This is a genomic window from Halomonas urumqiensis, from assembly GCF_003028575.1.
Lineage (GTDB): Bacteria > Pseudomonadota > Gammaproteobacteria > Pseudomonadales > Halomonadaceae > Halomonas > Halomonas urumqiensis.
This window is the reverse complement of record NZ_PYUD01000001.1, coordinates 1,209,763-1,231,034: the sequence shown is the minus strand read 5'-3', so window position 1 is coordinate 1,231,034 and position 21,272 is coordinate 1,209,763. Positions and strand designations below refer to the sequence as shown.

The 21,272-nt window shown below is 63.4% G+C and carries 20 protein-coding genes; 11 read left to right on the top strand and 9 right to left on the bottom strand.

What is annotated here, in order from left to right; genetic code table 11:
- Positions 1 to 23: 23 nt before the first annotated feature.
- From rlmH to C6V82_RS05285, 4 genes are all read right to left on the bottom strand, one after another.
- Positions 24 to 491 carry a 23S rRNA (pseudouridine(1915)-N(3))-methyltransferase RlmH gene (gene rlmH / locus C6V82_RS05300; RefSeq protein ID WP_102588764.1) on the bottom strand — a complete coding sequence of 156 codons (468 nt, stop codon included), beginning with the start codon at positions 489 to 491 and terminating at the stop codon, positions 24 to 26.
- Positions 488 to 865: a ribosome silencing factor gene (gene rsfS, locus C6V82_RS05295; RefSeq protein WP_102588763.1), complete on the bottom strand. Its 378-nt coding sequence runs from the start codon at positions 863 to 865 to the stop codon at positions 488 to 490. The genes rlmH and rsfS overlap by 4 nt, the downstream gene beginning before the upstream one ends.
- 177 nt (positions 866 to 1,042) lie before the next feature.
- Positions 1,043 to 1,669: a nicotinate-nucleotide adenylyltransferase gene (gene nadD, locus C6V82_RS05290; RefSeq protein WP_102588872.1), complete on the bottom strand. Its 627-nt coding sequence runs from the start codon at positions 1,667 to 1,669 to the stop codon at positions 1,043 to 1,045.
- A gap of 56 nt (positions 1,670 to 1,725) precedes the next feature.
- Complete coding sequence (locus C6V82_RS05285; protein WP_102588762.1) at positions 1,726 to 3,036, bottom strand: glutamate-5-semialdehyde dehydrogenase; 1,311 nt, start codon at positions 3,034 to 3,036, stop codon at positions 1,726 to 1,728.
- Between the two features lie 154 nt (positions 3,037 to 3,190).
- Between C6V82_RS05285 and C6V82_RS05280 the strand changes: the two genes are divergently transcribed.
- The 3 genes from C6V82_RS05280 (at position 3,191) to C6V82_RS05270 (ending at position 6,452) form a co-directional block, all read left to right on the top strand.
- Positions 3,191 to 4,060 (top strand): hypothetical protein, encoded by an 870-nt coding sequence (locus C6V82_RS05280; RefSeq protein ID WP_102588761.1) that lies wholly within the window; start codon positions 3,191 to 3,193, stop codon positions 4,058 to 4,060.
- Positions 4,053 to 4,979 (top strand): GGDEF domain-containing protein, encoded by a 927-nt coding sequence (locus C6V82_RS05275; protein WP_102588760.1) that lies wholly within the window; start codon positions 4,053 to 4,055, stop codon positions 4,977 to 4,979. Before C6V82_RS05280 ends, C6V82_RS05275 begins: the two co-directional genes overlap by 8 nt.
- Before the next feature lie 72 nt (positions 4,980 to 5,051).
- Positions 5,052 to 6,452: a bifunctional DedA family/phosphatase PAP2 family protein gene (locus C6V82_RS05270; protein ID WP_102588759.1), complete on the top strand. Its 1,401-nt coding sequence runs from the start codon at positions 5,052 to 5,054 to the stop codon at positions 6,450 to 6,452.
- Here the strand turns inward: C6V82_RS05270 and C6V82_RS05265 are convergent.
- From C6V82_RS05265 to mpl, 3 genes are all read right to left on the bottom strand, one after another.
- Positions 6,449 to 7,072, bottom strand: a complete 624-nt coding sequence (locus C6V82_RS05265) for a LysE family translocator (protein ID WP_180978308.1) — start codon at positions 7,070 to 7,072, stop codon at positions 6,449 to 6,451. The genes C6V82_RS05270 and C6V82_RS05265 overlap by 4 nt on opposite strands.
- A gap of 91 nt (positions 7,073 to 7,163) precedes the next feature.
- The gene (locus tag C6V82_RS05260; protein WP_102588758.1) at positions 7,164 to 7,808 is read right to left on the bottom strand and encodes a flavin prenyltransferase UbiX; all 645 of its coding nucleotides are present in this window, start codon (positions 7,806 to 7,808) and stop codon (positions 7,164 to 7,166) included.
- Positions 7,801 to 9,180 carry a UDP-N-acetylmuramate:L-alanyl-gamma-D-glutamyl-meso-diaminopimelate ligase gene (mpl, locus tag C6V82_RS05255; RefSeq protein ID WP_102588757.1) on the bottom strand — a complete coding sequence of 460 codons (1,380 nt, stop codon included), beginning with the start codon at positions 9,178 to 9,180 and terminating at the stop codon, positions 7,801 to 7,803. Before mpl ends, C6V82_RS05260 begins: the two co-directional genes overlap by 8 nt.
- A 214-nt stretch (positions 9,181 to 9,394) precedes the next feature.
- On the opposite strand from mpl, the gene C6V82_RS05250 reads away from it, so the two are divergent.
- On the top strand, positions 9,395 to 10,654 hold the full coding sequence (locus C6V82_RS05250) for a 6-phosphofructokinase (protein ID WP_102588756.1): 1,260 nt from the start codon (positions 9,395 to 9,397) through the stop codon (positions 10,652 to 10,654).
- A gap of 3 nt (positions 10,655 to 10,657) precedes the next feature.
- Here C6V82_RS05250 and C6V82_RS05245 read toward each other — a convergent pair whose 3' ends face one another.
- Positions 10,658 to 12,382 (bottom strand): bifunctional protein-serine/threonine kinase/phosphatase, encoded by a 1,725-nt coding sequence (locus C6V82_RS05245; protein WP_102588755.1) that lies wholly within the window; start codon positions 12,380 to 12,382, stop codon positions 10,658 to 10,660.
- A 309-nt stretch (positions 12,383 to 12,691) separates the two neighbouring features.
- Here C6V82_RS05245 and ppa point away from each other — a divergent pair, with 309 nt between their 5' ends.
- Positions 12,692 to 13,222 (top strand): inorganic diphosphatase, encoded by a 531-nt coding sequence (ppa, locus tag C6V82_RS05240; RefSeq protein ID WP_102588754.1) that lies wholly within the window; start codon positions 12,692 to 12,694, stop codon positions 13,220 to 13,222.
- A 123-nt stretch (positions 13,223 to 13,345) separates the two neighbouring features.
- Here the strand turns inward: ppa and C6V82_RS05235 are convergent, their stop codons facing one another.
- Positions 13,346 to 14,560, bottom strand: a complete 1,215-nt coding sequence (locus C6V82_RS05235) for a DUF2333 family protein (RefSeq protein ID WP_102588753.1) — start codon at positions 14,558 to 14,560, stop codon at positions 13,346 to 13,348.
- Positions 14,561 to 14,711: 151 nt separating this feature from the next.
- Here C6V82_RS05235 and dsbD point away from each other — a divergent pair, with 151 nt between their 5' ends.
- The 6 genes from dsbD (at position 14,712) to fis (ending at position 21,272) form a co-directional block, all read left to right on the top strand.
- Positions 14,712 to 16,595 carry a protein-disulfide reductase DsbD gene (gene dsbD, locus C6V82_RS05230; RefSeq protein ID WP_102588752.1) on the top strand — a complete coding sequence of 628 codons (1,884 nt, stop codon included), beginning with the start codon at positions 14,712 to 14,714 and terminating at the stop codon, positions 16,593 to 16,595.
- 281 nt (positions 16,596 to 16,876) lie between these two features.
- Positions 16,877 to 17,386, top strand: coding sequence for an acetyl-CoA carboxylase biotin carboxyl carrier protein (accB, locus tag C6V82_RS05225; protein WP_102588751.1), 510 nt, complete (start codon positions 16,877 to 16,879; stop codon positions 17,384 to 17,386).
- A 43-nt stretch (positions 17,387 to 17,429) separates the two neighbouring features.
- Entirely contained in the window at positions 17,430 to 18,773 is a 1,344-nt protein-coding gene (accC, locus tag C6V82_RS05220) for an acetyl-CoA carboxylase biotin carboxylase subunit (RefSeq protein WP_102588750.1), read from the top strand.
- Positions 18,774 to 18,888: 115 nt separating this feature from the next.
- Entirely contained in the window at positions 18,889 to 19,803 is a 915-nt protein-coding gene (gene prmA / locus C6V82_RS05215; protein WP_102588749.1) for a 50S ribosomal protein L11 methyltransferase, read from the top strand.
- A 78-nt stretch (positions 19,804 to 19,881) separates the two neighbouring features.
- Positions 19,882 to 20,943 (top strand): tRNA dihydrouridine synthase DusB, encoded by a 1,062-nt coding sequence (gene dusB / locus C6V82_RS05210; RefSeq protein ID WP_180978314.1) that lies wholly within the window; start codon positions 19,882 to 19,884, stop codon positions 20,941 to 20,943.
- A complete protein-coding gene (gene fis, locus C6V82_RS05205) occupies positions 20,940 to 21,272 on the top strand; it encodes a DNA-binding transcriptional regulator Fis (RefSeq protein WP_102588747.1) in 333 nt (110 codons plus the stop codon). Before dusB ends, fis begins: the two co-directional genes overlap by 4 nt.

Here is a 21,272-nt window from a genome sequence, read left to right as displayed (position 1 = left end):
CTCAACGCCAGGCGGCTGGCTCATCAACGGTGATAGGGATGCCCGACCATCAGGGTCCAGGCTCGGTAGAGCTGTTCGGCGAGCACGATGCGTACCAGCGGATGAGGCAGCGTCAAGGGTGACAACGACCAGCGTTGGTGGGCGCTTCTCGAGAGTTCCGGGGCAAGGCCGTCAGGCCCTCCCACCAGCAAGGCCACGTCGCGCCCATGCAGTCGCCATTCGGCAGCATGTTCCGCCAATTGTTCGGTACTCCATGGCTTGCCTGCGACCTCCAGGGCCACGACGTGCTCATCGCCCTTGAGCCGGGCTTGCAAACGCTCAGCCTCAAGGGCAATGGCGCGCGGCACGTCGGCGTTCTTGCCTCGCTGACCCGGGGCGATTTCCTCCACCTCGAAAGCGAAGTCGCGAGGCAGGCGTTTGCGGTACTCCGCCACACCCTCGGTCACCCAGGAAGGCATCCGATTCCCCACCGCCAACAGCCGAATCTTCATGCCCCGTGTGCCTCGCCCTCGCTTCGCGCAGGCAAGCCCTCGGGGTCACTCGGCAAGTCGGCCCAAAGACGCTCGAGATCGTAGAGTTCACGTGTCTCGGGCATCATCACATGGACGACGACGTCACCAAGATCCACCAATACCCAGTCGGCGCCGTTCTCTCCCTCGACACCGAGTGGTTGGATACCGTTTTCCTTGGCCTTCTCGACCACGCTTCCCGCCAGTGCCGATACATGGCGGGTGGAGGTACCACTGGCAATCAGCATCAGGTCGGTTACGCTGGTCAGCCGCGACACATCGAGCTGTGCGATGTCCTTGGCCTTGAGTTCCTCCAGAGCATCCAGCGCCAGAGTCTTGAGTGCGTCAATTTGCATAAGCCTTTCGTGTCTGCCCCTCGTGGTCAGCTGTCACTGATCCGCTGTAGTGGATCAGTGTTCGATTTGCCACCCATCCAGCCCTCGGCATGCCTGCCGAAGGGGAACGGATGAACCATGCAATCCATTGTACCGCCTTGCGGCCATCCAAGCAGCGTCGATCGCGCCGTAAAGGCATCAATCGCGGTACAGCCCATGCGCCAGCGCATGCGCTTCCACCGCCTCGGGCAACAAGTAACGCACACTGGCCCCACCCGCCAGGCGACACCGCACCTCGGTGGCCGAGATCGCCATGCGCGAAGGCAGTGAAAGCCGCAGCAGGTGCCCTGCTGGTTTGCGCATCAACTCTTGAGAGGTGGCCACCTCACGACCTGTCAGCAGTTCCACGAGCGGGCTCGGCAACTCCGCCAGATGGTCGGGGCGATCGATCACCACCAAATGTGCCAGGGCAAAAAGACGCCCGGGATCGCGCCACTCGGCCAGACGCAGGAAGGCATCGAACCCCAGCACCATGACGATCCGAGCCTCGCGACCATACTCCTCGCGTAACGTGGCCAGGGTATCGGCACTGTACGAAGGGCCCGAGCGTGACAGCTCTCGGGGGTCGGCGACGAGCCCCGGGGTATCGCCAATGCCCAGGCGCAGCAGTTCGAGGCGCTGGTCGGCAGACACCTGGGGTTTTCCGCGCAGCGGTGGCGCGGCGGCGGGAATCATGTGCACCCGATCAAGCGCCAGCGCCTCATGAAGCTCCACGGCGCTGCGCAGATGTCCCAGATGCACCGGATCGAAGGTGCCTCCAAACATGGCGATACGCGGCGAGTGGGTAACGTCGTTCTTGGTTGCCTCGAGCTTGCGCTCGGTCACTGGCGCACCTGCCCATCGCCGAGCACCACGTACTTGCGGGTGGTCAGGCCTTCAAGCCCCACCGGCCCCCGCGCATGGAGCTTATCGGTGGAGATGCCGATCTCGGCGCCCAGGCCATACTCGAACCCATCGGCGAAACGTGTCGAGGCATTGACCATCACCGAGCTGGAATCGACCTCGGCCATGAAGCGGCGCGCCAGCCCATACTGTTCAGTGACGATGGCGTCAGTGTGATGGGAGCCGTAACGCTCGATATGCTCGATGGCCTCATCGATGCCATCGACCACGCGGATCGCCAACACCGGGGCCAGGTACTCGGCATACCAATCTTCCTCGGTGGCCTCAAGGATGCCCTCTAGCAGCTCACGGCTGCGCGAACAGCCTCGCAACTCGACCCCATGCTGAGCATAGGCAGCGGCAAGGCGCGGCAGCAGCGTCGCTGCCACCGGAGCATCGATCAACAGCGTTTCCATGGTGTTGCACGTGCCGTAGCGGTGCGTCTTGGCATTGACCGCGATGGCCAACGCCTTGTCGAGATCCGCCGTGGCATCGATATACACGTGGCAGACGCCATCCAGGTGCTTGATCACCGGCACCTTCGCCTCACGGGAGATTCGCTCGATCAGTGACTTGCCGCCACGCGGAATGATCACGTCGACGTATTCGGGCATGCTGATCATTCGACCCACGGCGGCGCGGTCGGTGGTCGCCACCACCTGAACGGCACTCACCGGAAGCCCCGCATCCGCCAGACCCTCGCCAATGCAGGCGGCGATGGCGGCATTGGACTCTCGGGCCTCGGAACCACCTCGCAGGATGCAGGCATTACCGGATTTCAGGCACAGGCTTGCCGCTTCGAGGGTGACGTTGGGTCGCGACTCGTAGATGATGCCAATGACGCCCAGCGGCACGCGCATCTGGCCGAGCTGAATGCCACTGGGCCGATAGTGCAAGCCGTCGATTTCGCCGACCGGGTCAGGTAATGCCGCGACCTGCCTCAGCCCCTCGATCATGGCATCCACCCGCTTGTCATCGAGTGCCAGGCGGTCGAGAAGCGCCGCATCGAGACCATTGTCGCGGCCACGTGACAGATCACGATCATTGGCGGCAAGCACCTCGCCTCGTGCGGCTTCCAGGCGGCTGGCCATGGCGGCGAGCGCGGCATTCTTGGGCCCTGTCGGCGTGCGGCGCATGACAGTCGAGGCGGCTCTGGCAGCCTGCCCCAGGCGGTTCATGTAGGCGTCGATATCCGCGTCATCAGCAAGGCCAACGGCGCTGGCGTCGGATCGGGTGACTTGAGCTGTCATGCCGAAGAGTGTCTCCTGTGGGCATGGCCGAAAGCGCAGGCCATGACGTTATACTGGGTGTTCATTCATTCACGACGTAATGTATGAGCTGTGCTTTATTGTCTGGAAGGGAACCCCCAGCCAGTGCGGGTCAAGGGAGTCATAGTAAGCCACCATGCAGAGCAAGTACAAAATCGGCCTGCTGCGCTGCAACCTGCTGATAGCGGCCCTGTTGTCGGCGCTGATGGCCTGGTCATCGAGCACCCTTACCGAAGCATGGTTGCTGTCGCTGGCAAGTGCGTGGCTTGGCATTTCAGCGCTGCTGGTCGAATTCAGTCACCGACGGCCCGCCATGGTGCCCTGGCAATTGCTGCCAAGCCTGTTGCTGGCGGCCTTGCTGTGGATCGCCCCGGACCGCTTCCCGTTGTGGCTGTGGGCTTGGGCGGCGCTGATCATGCTGCCACAGCCGACCTGGATGGCCGGACTCAACGCACTGCTGGCGGCCCTGACCTGGTGGTGGATGGCCAACCGCCTACCGCCGGAACACGCCCTGCTATCGGGTCTGCTGCTGGCGGCCATCCTCTTTCTCGGGTTCATCAGATCGCGCGCCATGCACCCTCAGCATGGGTTGGCTCGCCAACGCGCCAGGCTGATTCCGGGCCTGCGACTCTGGCCGCGCACGCAGCTGACACGTGATCTGGTCAGGGAACGCGCCCGTGCCCAGCGAGACGGCGTCCAGTGCGAACTATTGCTTCTACGCACCTCGCGTCGCCACCTCTGGCCGCTGGCACAGCGACTCTGCGAGCTGACCCGAACCTTCGAACACTGCTATCGCCTGGACGGCCGAACCCTTGCGGCGCTGCTATTGAGCCGTGACGCCGCGCAAGGCGAACAACGCAGGAAGGCGCTGCTCGACCAGCTTGGGCCCATCGAGCGCATGCGCGCCCTGCCGCTGAGCCAAGTGACCTCGCTCGGTGATGAGTGTCGAGCGCTGTCGACTCAACGTGATGCCTTCCTGGTGATCGAGGAGCCACGCGATGCATGAACCTCGGCAGGCCAGCCTGCACGCGTTGATCTATGCCAGCGGTGGCATGCTGCTGTTTGGCATGGCCATGTGGCTCTACTTGATGGGCGACTATGCGCGGATCCTGCTACCGGCACTGCTCGCCCCGTTGATGCTGGTTGCCGCCTTGTTGCGCCTGGGACAAGAGGATACCGCCAGGCTCTCGGCCTACCTGGTGCTGATCTGCGGCTACCTGTTGATCGCCGTGGAATTGCCCTACCACAGCGAACTGGCTCCACTATGGCTGGGGCTGCCTCCCGTCCTGACCCTGGTGCTGCTGCCATTAGGCCCCGCCATGCTGCTCAATGCCACCTTGATCCCGATCTGGCTGGTGCTCGGCGATCACCTGGTCAGCCTGGACCTGACCTTGGCCTACCTTGGCCTGGTCATCGCCGCCGCCCTGGCGCCGTGGGAGTTGCTGCACCAACAAGCGCTGCTGCAGGCCACAGACCCTGTCGATGCCGAATGCCAGGCGCTGCGGCGCGAGCCACTTCAGGACCGAATGCAGAGCGAGTGTGATCGCGCCGAGCTGCTTGGCCAGACGCTTGCCGTACTGCTGATTCACCTGCCGCAACTGGAGATGGCTGAAGAGCAGTTTGGCACGCGGGCGCGCAAGGCGCTGCTTGCCGCCCTGTGCAATGCCGTGGAAGCCCACAGCCGCGACCACGACCTGCTGGGCCGGGAAAACATCGCGGATTTCTGGCTGGTGCTGCCGGATACCACCGAGAATGGTGCCCTGCTGGTGCGCCAGCGTATCGAGCAGGCCCTGCATCGCATGATTCTGCTGGACACGGGCCAGGTGCAGACACGCATGCGCATCTGCCACCTGCGACCCCAAGAACCACCCGAGCATTTCAGCCGGCGTCTCCAGGCCAACACCCAACGCCTGGCCGATGCCTGAGCCTTTAATCGAGGGTCACGCCGACCGCTTGCCGCCAAAGGAATGCCAGCGGCGTTGCTCAAGGAGCCGAGCATGAACCTGATCGAGGTGCTCAACCAGCTGTCACCCTCGCCCGGCTGGCTGCTGGCGATCATCGGTCTGATCGCACTGGTGGAATCACTGGCACTGATCGGTCTGCTGGTGCCTGGGGTATTGTTGATCACCGCCACTGCCTCGCTTGCCGGCCACCAGCAACTGGAACTGCCGTGGGTGATTGCAGTGGCGTTCGTGGGTGCGGTGGCCGGAGACGGCGTCAGCTATCTACTCGGCTATACCCAGCACGAACGGACCACTCGGCTGTGGCCGCTGTCGCGACACCCCGAATGGCTGGCACGAGCGGCGCGCTTCTTCAAGCGCTACGGGATGTTGTCGGTACTGCTGGGCCGCTTCGTCGGCCCGGTGCGGCCAGTGATTCCCCTGATCGCCGGCATGCTGAAGATGCCGCCGCGCCATTTCCTGTTTGCCAACGTACTGTCCGCGGCACTCTGGGCACCCGCCTATATCCTACCGGGTTATCTACTGGGACGCGGGTGGCAGCAAGTCCTCGATCTTCCGCAAGAAGCACGTAATGCTCTGATTTTGCTCGCCATCATCGTGATTGTTCTGGCGGTGGCATTCTCCTGGCTACGCCATGAAGTGACTCGCCCCGGCCGGCTCTACCGTCTGGCCGCCAACCTCTCGCGGCGTCATCCGGTGATGCGCCGTCTGTGGCTCTCACAGCGCGGCACAGGCGAGGGCGAGGTCCCGCTTGCCAGCTGGTTGCTGCTGATCCTTTCACTCGGCGGCTGGTCAGGCTGGACCCTGATGGTGCCCAATGGTGGCCCACTTCCACTGGACGCCCAGGTACATTCCCTGTTCGCGGCACTTGCGACCCCATGGCTCGTCATCCTGGGCGAGTGGCTTGCGCGAAGCGGTGACATGTGGGGTATCAGCGCGCTGATGATGCCCTGGCTTGGATGGCTGGCATGGCATCGCAAATTCGCCGCCTTCACGCTTCTTGCCAGTGCGTTAGCCGGGACTGCTCTGCTGAACACCCTCACCAAGCTGGCCATCGGACGGCCACGCCCGAGCACGCCTGAACACCTCGCCGATTCATTTTCCTACCCCAGCGCCCACACCTCGACCATGGTGGTGGTCGCGGGGCTCGGGGCGCTGTTCATCGCCCGGGAACTCCCGCACAGGCACCGTCACTTGGCGTATTGGGGCGCCATCGTGGCGGTGGTGCCCATGGCACTGTCACGGCTGTTGATCGGAGTCCACTGGCTGAGTGACCTGATCGGTGGCGCGTTGCTTGGCCTGGTGGTATGTGCGCTGGCACAGCTTGCCTGGCAGGCCAGGCCGAGAGCCTCCATTGCGCCCTGTCCCGCCGGCAGGCTCGCCCTGCTCTCCGCGCTTCTGGTAGCGATGCGGGTGACCTTGCTGCCAGCCGTCTAACCAAGCGCGAGCCAGATGCCGACACCTACCATCAGCGTACCGGCGATGCGATTGAGCAAGCGGACGTTATCGCTCTTGCCAAGCGCACGCCGCAGGCTGCTGCCACCCGCGGCGTAGAGCAGCAGTGCCAGGAACTCGATGATCAGAATCACCGCAATCAATACCGCAAGCTGGCCCACGAGCGGGCGCGAGGCATCGAGAAAGGGAGGCAACAATGCCACGAAGAAGGCCCACCCCTTGGGGTTGGCGACCGCAGTGACAAACCCCTGCAAGGCCAGTTGACACCGCCCCGCCGGCGCAAGCTCGACCTGCTCCAGCGGAATCGCCATGCGACCGCGCGAGCGCCACATCATCACCCCCAGGTAGCCGAGGTAGCAGCCGCCCACCCACTTGAACAGCGCAAACAGTTCCGGCTGGCGCAGCATCAGGGTGGCGACCCCCGCACCAGCGGAGGCAGCCACCAGGGCGACACCGGCCAGTTCGCCGACCATCATCCACAGGGTACGACGAACCCCCTGGGTCATTCCCAGCACCATGGACAGCGTCATGCACATCCCGGGGGTCAGCGATACGAACAGGAATGTCGGTACGAAGACCGACAACAACCCCAGGCTGATCATCCAAGAACCTCCTTGTCGTCACGACATGCAACGGACTGGCAAATGATGCCGGTCGACTCTCTATCCGGCGTTAGTCGCTTGCTACCCGGCATTAGTCGCTTGCCGCTGACTCCCCCCAGCGCGGTACCAATCGGTGCGCGATTCCGAGTTGGTTGAGGATACGTGCGACGATGAAATCCACCATGTCCTCGATGGACTCGGGCCGATGGTAGAACCCTGGTGCCGCCGGCAGGATCACCGCCCCCATGCGGGTAAGCGAGAGCATGTGCTCCAGATGAATCGCCGAGAAGGGCGTCTCGCGTGGCACCAGGATCAGCTGGCGACGCTCCTTGAGCGCCACGTCGGCGGCACGTTCGATCAGGTTGTTGCTGGCACCCGTCGCCACCGCCGAGAGCGTGCCGGTGGAACAAGGACAGATCACCATCGACGAGGGCGCGCCGGAACCCGATGCCACGGGCGCCATCCAGTCCTCGCGGGCGAAACAACGAATTTGCCCAGGGGCCGCACCGCTGCGTTGGCTCAACGCCTCGACCAGGCGCGCCGGTCGCGCCGGCAGCTCGTCGTCGGTTTCGGTGGCGATCACCAGGTGCGCCGCCTTGGAAATCATCACCCACACCTCATGTCCCGCCCCGACCAGCGCTTCAATCAGCCGCAGGCCGTACTGAGCTCCGGAGGCACCGGTCAGCGCCACCGTCACCGGCGGAAGAAAGGCCGAGCTGCCTTCGGTCCTAGCCATGGGCCACCTCCAGCGCCGCCAGCAATTTCTCATGAATGCCGCCAAAGCCGCCATTGGACATCACCACGATACGGTCATAGGGCCGCGCCTCATCAACCAGTGCCGTGACCAGGGCATCGATGTCATCGAACTGGACGGCCGGCACCGGGCTCGCTTCGAGAATCGGCGCGAGCGACCAGTCAAGCCCTGGGGGCTGAAACCAGTACGCCAGGTCCGCCGCCGCGACACATGCCGCCAGGCGGTCACGCAGTGTTCCCAGGCGCATGGTGTTGGAACGCGGCTCGATCACCGCCAGCAGCCGACCCCGCGGAGTCGCCGCTCGCAGCCCCTCGAGGGTGGAAGTGATCGCCGTGGGATGATGGGCGAAGTCATCGATGACCTGGATACCGGCTATCTCGCCACGCAGCTCCTGACGCCTGCGGGGTGTCTCGAAGCGCGCCAGCGCCGCCGCCCCTCGCGCCAGGTCGACGCCACAGCCATGCGCGGCGGCCAGCGCCGCCAACGCATTGCGCGCGTTGTGCACGCCCGTCAGCGGCCAGTCGACCACGGCATCCTCGTCAGTATCTCCCTGGGTATGAATGACACGAAAACGCGAGGCATCCTCACGCTCGCAATCGATTCGCCAGGCGCTCGTCTGCTCGACACCGAACCGCGTCACCGGGGTCCAGCAGCCCATCTCGAGCACCCTATCCAGCGCGGGCTCCTGGTCGGCAACCAACAGCCGGCCGCGAGCGGGCACGGTGCGCACCAGATGATGAAACTGCCGTTCAATGGCCGCCAGGTCGGGGAAGATATCGGCATGGTCGAACTCGAGATTGCCAAGCACGGCGATCTCGGGGCGGTAGTGAACGAACTTGGAGCGCTTGTCGAAGAATGCCGTGTCGTACTCATCGGCCTCGACCACGAAGGGTGCTGTCTCATCACCCAGGCGCGCCGAGACACCAAAGTTGCGCGGCACCCCGCCGATGAGAAATCCCGGTGCAAGCCCGGCCGATTCGAGAAGCCAGGCGGTGAGGCTCGCGGTGGTGGTCTTGCCATGGGTACCCGCCACCGCTACCACGCGTCTTCCCGGCAGAACGTGTTCTGCCAGCCACTGGGGGCCGGACACGTAGGCAAGGTCATGATCAAGCACCGCTTCGACTTCGGGATTGCCACGTGACAGCGCATTGCCGATGACCACCAGGTCAGGGCGGGGAACGAGGTTGTCGGCGGAATAGCCCTCGCACAGCGTGATTCCCGCCTGTTCGAGCTGCGTGCTCATGGGCGGATAGACATTGGCATCCGACCCGCTGACGGTGAGCCCCAGGTCGCGGGCCAGCAGCGCCAGGCTACCCATGAAGGTCCCGCAGATGCCGAGGATGTGAAGGTGCATCGAGTCTCTCCGAGAAAGGGCATCGCGAGCCATGAGAATCAACCATCTATCAGGAGACGCGAGCCTAGCATGGCCGCCATGACCGGCTCCAGAGCGCTAGCCGCTGGGGCGGCATGAAGATGCAGGCGTTGCGACTTTGGGCTAGAATCACACCCCTTAATTTTCATTCACCACCCCCATACCGCCCACGTGATCTGCAGGAGCATCTCAGTCCATGGCCCAGCATAATGCCTTCTACGCCCAGTCAGGCGGCGTCACCGCCGTGATCAACGCCAGCGCCTGCGGCGTGATCGAGGCCTGCCGACGCCACCCGGACCGCATCGGCAAGGTCTACGCCGGTCATAATGGCATCATCGGAGCGCTGACCGAGGATTTGATCGACGTCAGCCACGAGTCCGACGAGACCATCGCCGCCCTGCGCCACACCCCGGGAGGCGCGTTCGGCTCCTGCCGTTACAAGCTCAAGGACATGGAAACCCACCGTACCCAGTACGAGCGGCTGATCGAGGTGTTCCGTGCCCACGATATCCGCTACTTCTTCTATAACGGTGGGGGTGACAGCGCCGACACCTGCCTCAAGGTCTCGCAGCTTTCCGAAAAACTTGGCTATCCGTTGACCGCCATCCATGTACCCAAGACCGTGGACAACGACCTGCCGATCACCGACAACTCGCCTGGGTTCGGCAGCGTGGCCAAGTACATCGCCACCTCGACGCTCGAGGCATCACTCGACATCGCCTCCATGTGCGCCACCTCCACCAAGGTATTCGTCCTCGAGGTAATGGGGCGTCACGCCGGCTGGATTGCCGCCGCCGGGGCACTCGCCGGCAATGGCGAAGGCGAGCCGCCCCACCTGGTGATCTTTCCCGAGGTCCCCTTCGACCGCAGCGCGGTGATGGCTCGGGTCGAGGAGTCGGTGAACAACTACGGCTACTGCGTGATCGTGGTCTCCGAGGGCGCGCGCTACGAGGATGGCACCTTTCTCGCCGACTCCGGTAATACCGACGCCTTCGGCCATCGCCAACTTGGTGGCGTCGCCCCTACGCTCGCCGGCATGGTCAAGCAGGACCTCGGCTACAAGTACCACTGGGCGGTGGCCGACTACCTGCAGCGCGCCGCGCGTCACCTGGCCTCGAAGACCGATGTCGATCAGGCCTACGCAGTGGGCGAAAAGGCCGTGGAGCTGGCCCTGGAAGGCAAGAACGCCATGATGCCCGCCATCAAGCGCGTCTCCGATGACCCTTACGAGTGGCGCATCGAAGCTGCACCGCTCGCGGAGATCGCCAACCGCGAAAAGTTCATGCCCCGCGAGCATATCCGCGAGGATGGCTTCGGCATCACCGAGGCATGCCGCACCTACCTCTCACCGCTGATCCAGGGCGAGGACTTTCCCCCCTTCGAAAACGGCCTGCCAAAAGTCGCCAAGCTGATCAAGCATCGCGTCGAGCGCAAGCTGCCGGAATTCAAGATCTAGGAACTATTTCAACAACCAGGACAACACCAGCAACAGCAGCAGAATGCCGGCCACGCCCTGCCAGAAATTGGCGGGCTCGCGCAACCTGCGCGGGCTGGTTCGCCCTGACCGCTCGGTAGACAGTGGCTGGCGCAAGGCGTGCAGGAATTCCGACATGCGCCTGAAACGCAACGCGCGCTGGGGGTCCAGAGCACGGCGCAGCGCCTCGTCCAGTGCCGGCGTCACCTCTGGGTTGCGGGTTCGTGCACTGCGATACACCAGTTGCTCGAGGTCGGTATGACCATGCAGCCGATGAGGCGGCAACGCATAGGGCAGCTCCCCTGCCAGCAGCCAGTAGACCGTCGAGGCAAAGGAGTACTGGTCGCTGCGCCGGCCGACAGTATCGTCCAGGGCATACTCAGGCGCACTGTGCTCGGTTAGCCCGACCTGGCGCACCAGTTCGTGATTGTCCTTGGAACTTATGGCATCGAGCTGCTGACAGGCGCTGAAATCGGTCAACACCACCTGCCCATGGGTATCGATCATCACGTTTCCGGGGTGAATCTGCTGGTGCAACACATCGCGATGATGCAGTGCCTGGATCGCCTTGCCGAGCTGGTTGGCGATATCCAGACGTTGGGTCAAACTTGCCTGCGGATGGCGGCGCGCCCATTCGGCAAGCGTCTCGCCCTCCACATAGGCCATCAGGTAATAGAGATAGCGACGGGGTCGCGAGGGTTCGATGACACGCACCACGAAGGGCGACTTGACGCGCTCCACCACCCACTGCTGCAACAGGAAATGTTCCAGGTAGGCATTGCGGTTGGAGAGCTCCGGGCTTGGCGCCTTCATCACCATTTCGCGACCGGTGGTGACGTCGATCACCCGATAGACGCGGGATTGCGCGGTGCGCGACAGCACCGCCCGCACCTCCATGCCATCCAGCCGGTCACCCGTAGACAGCTCCGGGGGTATCGGCAGGTCACCGTAAGGGCGACCTGGCGAGTCGCTCTGCTCATCGGGCAATTGGTCGATGCGTACCAGTTGGAAACAGAATTGCTCCGCACCATAGCCCCGGGCCTGGGCTCGACTGACCGCCTCCTGGGCAAGCCGATCGCAGGCAGCGTTGAGGTCGCTTGCATCCTGGCGAATCAGTTGCACGTATTCGGAAGGCATCAGGGTGCCAAGCACCGCCTGGGTGGTGAACAGGAACAGGTCGCCCTGCTTGATGGGCAGGCGCAGGTACTCGATGTCGATACTGTTATCCATGCCCAGTGCACGCGAAGGGTAGCGGTATCCACCAAGATCAGTGACATGGTCATGCGTGAGCTGTTCGAATTCCGCACCTCGCAGGCGAAATACCACCGTATCGCCCATGTGGAACAGATGGGCATCTCGCCCGCGAAACACCATCGCCGACAATGAACTGACATAGCTGCCCTCGGTGACCAACTGGCTCTGGCTGTAACACCAGCTGTTGAGCGAACGCAGCACCCTGGTCGCCGAGGTCTTGACATCCCAGTGGTCGGGAGTCGAGTAGTAATCGGTCAAGAAACCGCGCACGCTGAGATCGCCGGCCTGTTTGGCCATGGCATTGCGCGAGGTGGAATCGCTGATCAGGGCACTCGCGCCCTTGGCGTGAAGCAGCGCCGGTTCCGGGAAGCGAACCGACATCGAGCTGCGATGGCGACGACGATCCGGGGCCACGAAGGCCTGGCCATAACTTAGTGCCAACTGCGCAGATGACAAGTCAGTCTCCCTCGTTTCGCATCGACATGCCGCACCGGGTGGCAGCAAAGGATCCATCGGTGACCCATGATACACCCAGTATGCCGTGCCGCGAGACTATCGCTGCACGTCGATCCTGATGCCATCCAGGCCACCATGTGGCGGCGTCTCGGGTGGTCGCCGTGACCAACGGCACCTATGTCGCATTGGTAATCCCCTCGCGGGATTCGTATAATCCGGCGGATTTTTCAGGCTATCCGATTTGCCAGTACGGTTATCAACACGGTTTCAAACCAGTTTCAAATCAGTATCAAACCCAAGGAAGCGACGATGAACTTCGACAACATCCCCGCCGGCAAGGATCTCCCCAACGACGTCTACGTGGCGATCGAAATTCCCGCCAACCACGCCCCGATCAAGTACGAGATCGACAAGGACATGGGGGCGTTGCTGGTCGACCGCTTCATGGCCACCCCGATGTTTTATCCGGCCAACTACGGATTTATCCCCCACACCCTGGCCGATGATGGCGATGCCCTGGACGCACTGGTGGTGACGCCCTACCCGGTCGCACCGGGCAGTGTCATCCGCGCCCGCCCGGTCGGCATCCTCAACATGACCGACGAAGCCGGAGAGGACGCCAAGCTGGTCTGCGTGCCGCATTCCAAGCTTTCGTCGCTGTATGACGACGTCCAGGAAGTCACCGACCTGCCTGAACTGCTGCGCCAGCAGATCGCCCACTTCTTCGAGAACTACAAGGACCTCGAAAAGGGCAAGTGGGTAAAAGTGGAATCCTGGGAGGGTGTCGAGGCCGCTCGCAAGGCCATCGAGAAGGCTGTCGCGGCCTACCAGAAGGCCTGATGAGTAACGCCTGAGTGCTTAAACGTCGGCGTTGAGATCAACGATACGGGCCGCCTCGAAGGGCGGCCCGTATCGATGCCAGCTGCATGGCCTGACGGATGCATCAATCGGACGGCTCTTCCGTTACTGTTTTTCCGTTACTGACGAGGCTGACTCATCGCCACCACTCTCGACAGTTGCCTCATCATCACCGGCCATTTCCTCTGGTGCCTCGAGCGCCTCGGGCGGCGGCACAGCCTGTTCGGTCCGCTCGACGTCCTGCACCGACGGTGAAACGCTATCGGTATCCTCAGTTGGCGCCACCGTCAACGCGGACTCGGGTGAGGCCACAGCCGGCGGCGGCCCCTCGAGCCTACCGGCAATATTCGCCACGCTCTCTCGCGCACGGATCATATGGTGGGCCATGACCAGCGAATGATTGGCAAACACACCAAACCCCGACCCGTTAAGCACTACCGGGCTCCACAGTCGCCGCTGGGTGAGTTCGAGCTCGGCTATCAATCGCCGCCATTCATCACTCACACCCGCGCGTTCCAGCACGTCCGCCTGATCGCGACGCACCCCCTCGAGCAACTGAATCAATGCCCAGCCACTGCCCCGCGCTTCGAAAAAGATGTTATCGACGCGATACCAGGGCGTGCGCGCAGGCAGCGCATCGGCATCGATGTCCAGATCGCGCAAGGCTTCCGTGCTTCCGACACTGGCGGAAAGCCGATGTCCCAGATCATCGAGGCGCGAAGCGACATTCATGAGCCATGGCGAGAGTCCGGCCGCAGGTGCAAAACCGCCCTCGCCCTGGCCGTCCAACAAGACCTGATAGTCGTCCAGCGCCGTCAGAGCATCCTGTAACCGCTCTTCAGTGGCAGGTGGAAACCAGTCATCGCTGTCGCCCATCAGTCGGTTCGACGCATCATCAAGGCCCGTGGAGGAGGTTGAGGCCATCTCGGGTAACGCAAGCGCCAGATCCCGCGCCTGGTTCAGTACGCCAAGCTCCCAGCTAGGCATGTTGTCAAGCCACACCCCAGGGGGAGCGATATCGTTTCGAACGTAACCACCTGGCTTGTCGAGCAGCACGGCCAGGGTCTGCGCCAGGGTAGCAATGGTCACGGCACCGCGCGCCGCGGTGGTTTCGGCGGCATCGCCACGCCGCTCCAGCACTGCCTGCTCGATGGCGAAACGCGCCGGAGTCTGGCTCCACCAGATACCCAGCGCCAGGCAGATCACCAAGTAGAGTGCCAACAATGTCACCAGTGGCTTCCATATCCAGCCGTATTGCGGGCGCTCAAGCTCTTCTTGCTTCCTGCGGCGCCGTGCGCCGCTCTTGCCTGTCCAAGCCATCGGTTGGATTCCCTGTACGTTGCTGTTCGAATGGCGCGTGGCAAGCGCCTTCCTCCGGTGCGACAATCTAGCGCAATATCATGACCGGGAGGCGCTAAAAAGCCATCGCTACCTGCGTTATCCTAGCATTTCATCCAACCCAGGGACGCCCGTGTTGAACGCCCGACAGTTGTTTATCTCGCTGGTCATCCTGCTGCTGCCGGTGGTTGCCCAGGCTCAGTGGTTCTCGTCGAGCAACGATCAATCCGAGTTCCTGCCGGTTCTCGAGGCCTTCAAGCCCCATGCCTGGCATGATGGCGACACCCTGTTCGTGGGCGTCGAGAATGCCGACGGTTACTACCTCTACCGCCATCAGTTCAGCGTGGAGACCTCCGATGTGGGACTCGACGAGCCCGAGCTTCCTCCCGGCGAGTTCAAGAGCGACGAATTCCTGGGTGACGTCAATGTCTTCTATGACCGCGTCGTCTTCGAGGTACCCATTGAGGAGAGCGTCTCCGGCTCCCTTCCCCTCACCCTGACCTTCCAGGGTTGCGCCGATGCCGGTCTCTGCTACCCGCCGGAACGTGTTGAGCTGGTTGCCGCCCAATCCTCCCCACCCGCGGCCTTTGCCGACTGGAGCGCTGGAGACTCTGGCGAAGATAATGTCGAAGACAGAGCCGAAGGCAATATTGGAGACAGTAGTGGAGACCGTGCCTTCAGCGGCGAGGCGGCCGCGATGGCGCAAAGCGAAGATGGTCGCTTCAGCACGCTGATCCACGAGGCTAGCCTGCCACTGGCCCTGGGGCTGTTTTTCCTGGCGGGCCTTGGGCTTACCTTCACGCCCTGCGTGCTGCCGATGGTGCCGATTCTCTCCTCGATCATCGTCGGCCAGAACCCTGGTCGCCCCCGGGCCTTCGCACTGTCGGCAAGCTATGTGGCCGGCATGGCCGCCACCTACTCACTGGTGGGTGTGCTGATGGGCATGTTTGGTTCCGGGCTGAACCTCCAGGCTCACCTGCAATCCGCCCCTGTATTGATCACCTTTGCCGTGCTCTTCACGCTGTTCGCCCTGGCCATGTTCGGCGCCTTCGACCTGCGCCTGCCGGCAGGGATCTCGTCGCGCATCGATGCCCTGCAGCAACGCACCAGGCGCAGCGGTCCGGGCGGACTTGCGATGACAGGCGCCCTCTCGGTACTGGTGGTCTCGCCGTGTATCTCGGCCCCTCTGGCCGGTGCCCTGGTGTTCATTTCCTCTACCGGTGACGCGCTGCTGGGCGGGGCTGCCCTGCTGGCTCTCGGGCTTGGCATGGGCGTACCCCTGCTATTGGTGGGCACCTTCGGCACCACCCTGCTGCCTCGCACCGGGGCATGGATGAACGGGGTCAAGATTGCCTTCGGCCTGTTGCTGCTCGGGGTAGCGGTGTGGCTGGTCGAGCGCCTGATACCGGCAAGCATGGCCCTGCTGCTGTGGGCGTCCTTGGCGGTCGGGGGCGGCCTTGCGCTGGGCGCGCTGCACTTCAACCAGCCCCAAGGCTGGCCACGCGTTCGCCAGACTGCCGGCCTGCTGCTGCTGGCCTGGGGCATTGCCCTGGTGCTGGGAGCGGCGCGCGGCGCCCATGATCCCCTGCGTCCTCTGGCACCGCTGGCTGCTACGCAGCAACAAGACGCCCAGGCACAGGAGGTCATCACCGTCTCAAGCCTTGCCGGATTCGAGCGGGCAATCGCCGATGCGGCTGAATCTGGCCGCCCGGCCTTCGTCCATGTCACCGCGGACTGGTGCATCTCCTGCAAGCAGATGGAGCGCCGGGTCTACCCCCACCCAAAGGTGGCCCAAGCCCTCACCACTTTTGTGCGAATCGACGTGGACGTGACCGACACCAATGGCGCCAGCCGCGAATTTCTCGACCACTTCGGCCTGTTTGGCCCACCCAGCCTGCTATTCTTCGACGGCGATGCCGAGATTCGTGATGCCCGCATCCAGGGCGAGATGCGGGCCGAACCGCTGGCCAGTCATCTGCAAGGCGTGCTTGGCTGGGTAGACGACGCGCGCAGTTGAGCAAACCTTTAGCCCGGCATGACCGCGCCTTGAGCGGGTCAACGACGCGAACGTCGCCGAACGGTCGTTTAAATTCAGCCAGCGAACACTGTTCTTGACTGAGCTGGACATCACAATGGATTTTCGGCAAACTCCGGAACCGACCCATAATTCAAGCCAATAGGCGCAAAGAAACGACATCTTGCCGCGATCTATTGCAAATCAGCTCGGGTTTACTGCGCTGGTTGATTAAACATCCGCGCCTGCAGCACCCATCGAAACCTATTGATCGAGACAACGTCATGGATATCCGCAAGGTCAAGAAGCTGATCGAGCTACTCGAAGAGTCCAACATCAGCGAAATCGAGATCCAGGAAGGCGAGGAATCCGTTCGCATCAGCCGCCACCCCAATGGGGCCAGTTGGCAGCAACCGATGTCTCAGGGCTACTCGCAGGGCTATCCCCAGGGCTACCCCCAAGGCTATCCGCAGGGCTATGCAGATCCGGCTCAGCAACATCACGCCTCTCAACTGCCAGCGGCGTCAGGCGACGCCGCCGATGATAGCCCGAGCTTCCAGGGCCACTCCCTGTCCTCGCCGATGGTCGGCACCTTCTACCGCTCCCCCGCTCCAGGCTCCAAGCCGTTCGTGGAAGTGGGTTCGAGCGTCAAGAAGGGCGATACCGTCTGCATCATCGAGGCGATGAAGATGATGAACCAGATCGAAGCCGACCGAGACGGCGTGATCGAAGCGATCCTGGTCGAGGATGGCGAGCCGGTCGAGTTCGACCAGCCGATGCTGGTGATCGCCTGATCATCCCACGCCTCTTCATTCACCTGACACTGGCGGACTGATCATGCTGGACAAGGTACTCATCGCCAATCGAGGCGAGATCGCCCTGCGTATCCTGCGCGCTTGCAAGGAACTGGGCATCAAGACGGTGGCCGTCCACTCCAAGGCCGACCGTGAACTGATGCACGTGCGCCTGGCCGACGAGGCCGTGTGCATTGGACCGGCGTCTTCGGCCCAGTCCTACCTCAATATCCCGGCGCTGATCAGCGCCGCGGAAGTCACCGACTCGAGCGCCATCCACCCCGGCTACGGCTTTCTCTCGGAGAACGCCAACTTCGCCGAACAAGTCGAGCGCTCGGGGTTCGTGTTCATCGGGCCCCGCGCCGAGACCATTCGCCTGATGGGCGACAAGGTCAGCGCCATCGAGTCCATGAAGAAGGCCGGTGTGCCCACTGTGCCCGGTTCCGACGGCCCACTGCCGGAGGATGACGAGGGCGAAATCGTCACCATCGCCAGGCGCATCGGCTATCCGGTCATCATCAAGGCCGCCTCTGGCGGTGGTGGTCGCGGCATGCGCGTGGTGCACACCGAAGCCCACCTGCTCTCCGCAGTGACCGTGACCCGCACCGAGGCCCATGCGGCCTTCGGCGACGGCACGGTTTACATGGAGAAGTTCCTGCAGAACCCGCGCCATGTGGAAGTGCAGGTGCTGGCCGACGGCCAGGGCAACGCCATCCATCTGTATGACCGCGACTGTTCTCTGCAGCGACGGCATCAGAAGGTGATCGAGGAAGCGCCCGCCCCCGGCCTCGACCCCGAGTCTCGCGCCAAGGTCCTCGACGCCTGCCGCGAGGCTTGCATTACCATCGGCTACCGCGGGGCCGGCACCTTCGAGTTCCTCTACGAGGACGGCGAGTTCTTCTTCATCGAGATGAACACCCGAGTACAGGTCGAGCACCCCGTCACCGAGATGGTCACCGGAGTGGACATCGTGCGCGAGCAGTTGCGCATCGCTTCGGGACTGCCGCTGTCGCTCACCCAGGACGAGGTGAAGCTCAGCGGTCATGCCTTCGAGTGCCGGATCAACGCCGAGGATCCTCGCACCTTCATGCCCTCGCCCGGCAAGGTGACCTTGTATCACCCTCCAGGCGGCCTGGGTGTGCGCATGGATTCCCATGTCTATACCGGCTACACGGTGCCCCCGCACTATGACTCGCTGATCGGCAAGCTGATCACCTGGGGGGTGGACCGCCAGACGGCGCTGACGCGCATGCGCATCGCCCTGGACGAGCTGCTGGTCGAAGGCATCAAGACCAACACCGACCTGCACAAGGACCTGGTACGCGACGGATACTTCCAGCAGGGTGGTGTCAACATCCACTATCTGGAGAAGAAACTGGGACTGTAAGAGCGGTTTCTTGCGCGGGGCGGCCTTGGCCGCCCCGTTTGCGTTGGCCCACCCTGAGCGCCCCGGCGATTGCCTTGCCGCCCCTTCAACGCGCCCCTTCAACGTGAGATATCCCATGCCCTGGCTGCAACTCAAGGCCCACGTTCCCCCTGAACAGGCCGACACCCTGGAAGAGCTGCTGCTCGACGAAGGCGCCTGCGCCATCACCCTTCAGGATGCCCACGACGATCCGGTCTTCGAACCACAGCGCGGCACCACGCCACTGTGGGACGAAACAGTGCTCACCGGGCTATACGATGACCTGGAAGGTGTCGAAGCGATGCTCGGCCGGCTGGCAGCCGCCTGGGCCGAAGTGATGCCTGGCGAGCCCTGCCCCGAGATTGCCTACGAGCTGCTGGCCGATCGCGATTGGGAACGCGAGTGGATGGATGATTTTCATCCACTGCAGATGGGCGAGCGCCTGTGGATCGTGCCGAGCTGGCATGAACCACCCGACACAGGCGCCGTCAACCTGCACCTGGACCCGGGGCTTGCCTTCGGCACCGGCACCCACCCCACCACCGCACTCTGCCTGGCCTGGCTCGATGGCCTGGCCGTCGCCGACGGGCTTGAAGGTAACGCGGTGCTGGACATTGGTTGCGGTTCCGGAATTCTGGCGATCGCGGCGCTGAAACTGGGTGCCGCATATGCGGTAGGCACCGACATCGACCCCCAGGCACTGCAAGCCAGCCGCGACAACGCCGAGCGCAATGCTGTCGCCGAGCCCGACCTGCGGCTCTGCTACCCCGAGCAACTGGACGACACCGCACTTTTCCCGGTGGTGGTGGCCAATATCCTCGCCGGCCCCCTCGTCGAGTTGGCACCGATGATTGCCGGGCACATGGCGCCGGGCGGGCGACTGGCGCTTTCCGGTATCCTCGAGGCCCAGGCGAACGAGGTGCTCGACGCCTACCTTGCCTGCGGACTCAGCATGGATGAACCCGAGGTGCGCGAGGGCTGGGTGCGGGTGACCGGTTGCCGTCCGGGCTGATAATCATCCCGTGGCGCCTTCACCATCGATAGCCACAGGCGTATCATGTGCCCCCCAACCGAGCCAACCGACGTGATCATGCCCGAGAGCACCGCTCAAGCACTGCGCATTGGCCGCCATGTATTGCCCAATCGAGTGATACTCGCGCCCATGGCCGGCGTCACCGACCGCCCCTTCCGCCAACTTTGCCGGGAGTTGGGTGCCGGCCTGGTGGTGGGTGAGATGGTCACCGCCGACCCGTCGCTTTGGCATACCCGCAAGTCGCGGTTGCGCATGGATCACCGCGGCGAGCCCAGCCCGCGTAGCGTGCAGATTGCCGGTGGTGACGCGGCCATGCTGGCCGAGGCGGCACGTCTCAATGAAGCCCAGGGCGCCGAAATCATCGACATCAACATGGGCTGCCCCGCCAAGAAGGTCTGCAACAAGGCGGCGGGGTCGGCGTTGCTGCGAGACGAGGCGCTGGTGGCCGAGATCCTTACCGCTGTGGTTGCCGCTGTCGACGTGCCGGTGACCCTGAAGATCCGCACCGGCTGGTGCGCCGACAGTAACAATGGCCTACGCGTCGCCAGGCTCGCCGAATCGGCTGGCGTGCAGGCGCTTGCCGTGCATGGCCGCCACCGCCAGCAGCGCTACACCGGCCAGGCGGAATACGACACCATCGCCACCATCAAAGCTGGCGTATCGATTCCGGTGTTTGCCAACGGTGATATCGATTCGGCAGAGAAGGCTGCCCACGTCCTCGACTATACTGGTGCGGATGCCGTGATGGTTGGCCGCGGCGCCCAGGGCAATCCATGGATTTTCCGCGAGATAGATCACTACCTGCGCCATGGCGAGCGATTGGCCTCGCCGACCAGCGAGGAGCGCGCGCGGGTGCTTCGCAATCACCTCGCGGCACTGCATGATTTCTATGGTGAGCGGATGGGTGTCCGGATCGCCCGCAAGCATCTCGGCTGGTACCTGGCCGGAGATGCTTGCTTGGATCAAGCCGATCAGCGAGCCCTGAAGGCGACCTTCAACGCCCTCGAGAGCTCGGCCGCCCAGCACCGCTTCATTGACGAACTCTTTCGTCACGACCCAGCCACCGTCATCGGGCGAATGGCACGGAGCGTGGCGCCGAATGGAACCCGTGTCGCATGACAAGCCAAGCCTTCCCCCACAATCCCGAGCTGTCGGGCAGCCCTCGTGATATCGCTGGCCTCACCGGCCAGGGTGAAGCCTCTTCCCTGGCAGACCCCGCAGAACCACCGCTGCGTGAAGCCGTGGATGCCGCCATGCGGCGTTATTTCGCTCATCTCGATGGCGGTGAGGTCACTAGCCTCTACGCCATGGTAATGGCAGAGGTCGAAGCTCCCTTGCTCGCCGCCGTGCTCGAGCATACCGAGGGTAACCAGACCCGCGCCGCCGACATGCTCGGCCTCAACCGCGGCACACTGCGCAAGAAACTCAAGCAGTACGAGCTGATCTGA

Bases quoted from the DNA above. Each gene is read 5' to 3' on its own strand.
- C6V82_RS05260 (WP_102588758.1), bottom strand. From the start codon at position 7,808: ATGGCTAGGACCGAAGGCAGCTCGGCCTTTCTTCCGCCGGTGACGGTG.
- C6V82_RS05235 (WP_102588753.1), bottom strand. From the start codon at position 14,560: ATGGCTTGGACAGGCAAGAGCGGCGCACGGCGCCGCAGGAAGCAAGAA.
- C6V82_RS05280 (WP_102588761.1), top strand. From the start codon at position 3,191: ATGCAGAGCAAGTACAAAATCGGCCTGCTGCGCTGCAACCTGCTGATA.
- mpl (WP_102588757.1), bottom strand. From the start codon at position 9,180: ATGCACCTTCACATCCTCGGCATCTGCGGGACCTTCATGGGTAGCCTG.
- prmA (WP_102588749.1), top strand. From the start codon at position 18,889: ATGCCCTGGCTGCAACTCAAGGCCCACGTTCCCCCTGAACAGGCCGAC.
- C6V82_RS05265 (WP_180978308.1), bottom strand. From the start codon at position 7,072: ATGATCAGCCTGGGGTTGTTGTCGGTCTTCGTACCGACATTCCTGTTC.
- accC (WP_102588750.1), top strand. From the start codon at position 17,430: ATGCTGGACAAGGTACTCATCGCCAATCGAGGCGAGATCGCCCTGCGT.
- accB (WP_102588751.1), top strand. From the start codon at position 16,877: ATGGATATCCGCAAGGTCAAGAAGCTGATCGAGCTACTCGAAGAGTCC.
- rlmH (WP_102588764.1), bottom strand. From the start codon at position 491: ATGAAGATTCGGCTGTTGGCGGTGGGGAATCGGATGCCTTCCTGGGTG.
- nadD (WP_102588872.1), bottom strand. From the start codon at position 1,669: ATGTTTGGAGGCACCTTCGATCCGGTGCATCTGGGACATCTGCGCAGC.
- ppa (WP_102588754.1), top strand. From the start codon at position 12,692: ATGAACTTCGACAACATCCCCGCCGGCAAGGATCTCCCCAACGACGTC.
- rsfS (WP_102588763.1), bottom strand. From the start codon at position 865: ATGCAAATTGACGCACTCAAGACTCTGGCGCTGGATGCTCTGGAGGAA.
- dusB (WP_180978314.1), top strand. From the start codon at position 19,882: ATGCCCGAGAGCACCGCTCAAGCACTGCGCATTGGCCGCCATGTATTG.
- C6V82_RS05275 (WP_102588760.1), top strand. From the start codon at position 4,053: ATGCATGAACCTCGGCAGGCCAGCCTGCACGCGTTGATCTATGCCAGC.
- C6V82_RS05250 (WP_102588756.1), top strand. From the start codon at position 9,395: ATGGCCCAGCATAATGCCTTCTACGCCCAGTCAGGCGGCGTCACCGCC.
- C6V82_RS05270 (WP_102588759.1), top strand. From the start codon at position 5,052: ATGAACCTGATCGAGGTGCTCAACCAGCTGTCACCCTCGCCCGGCTGG.
- fis (WP_102588747.1), top strand. From the start codon at position 20,940: ATGACAAGCCAAGCCTTCCCCCACAATCCCGAGCTGTCGGGCAGCCCT.
- C6V82_RS05285 (WP_102588762.1), bottom strand. From the start codon at position 3,036: ATGACAGCTCAAGTCACCCGATCCGACGCCAGCGCCGTTGGCCTTGCT.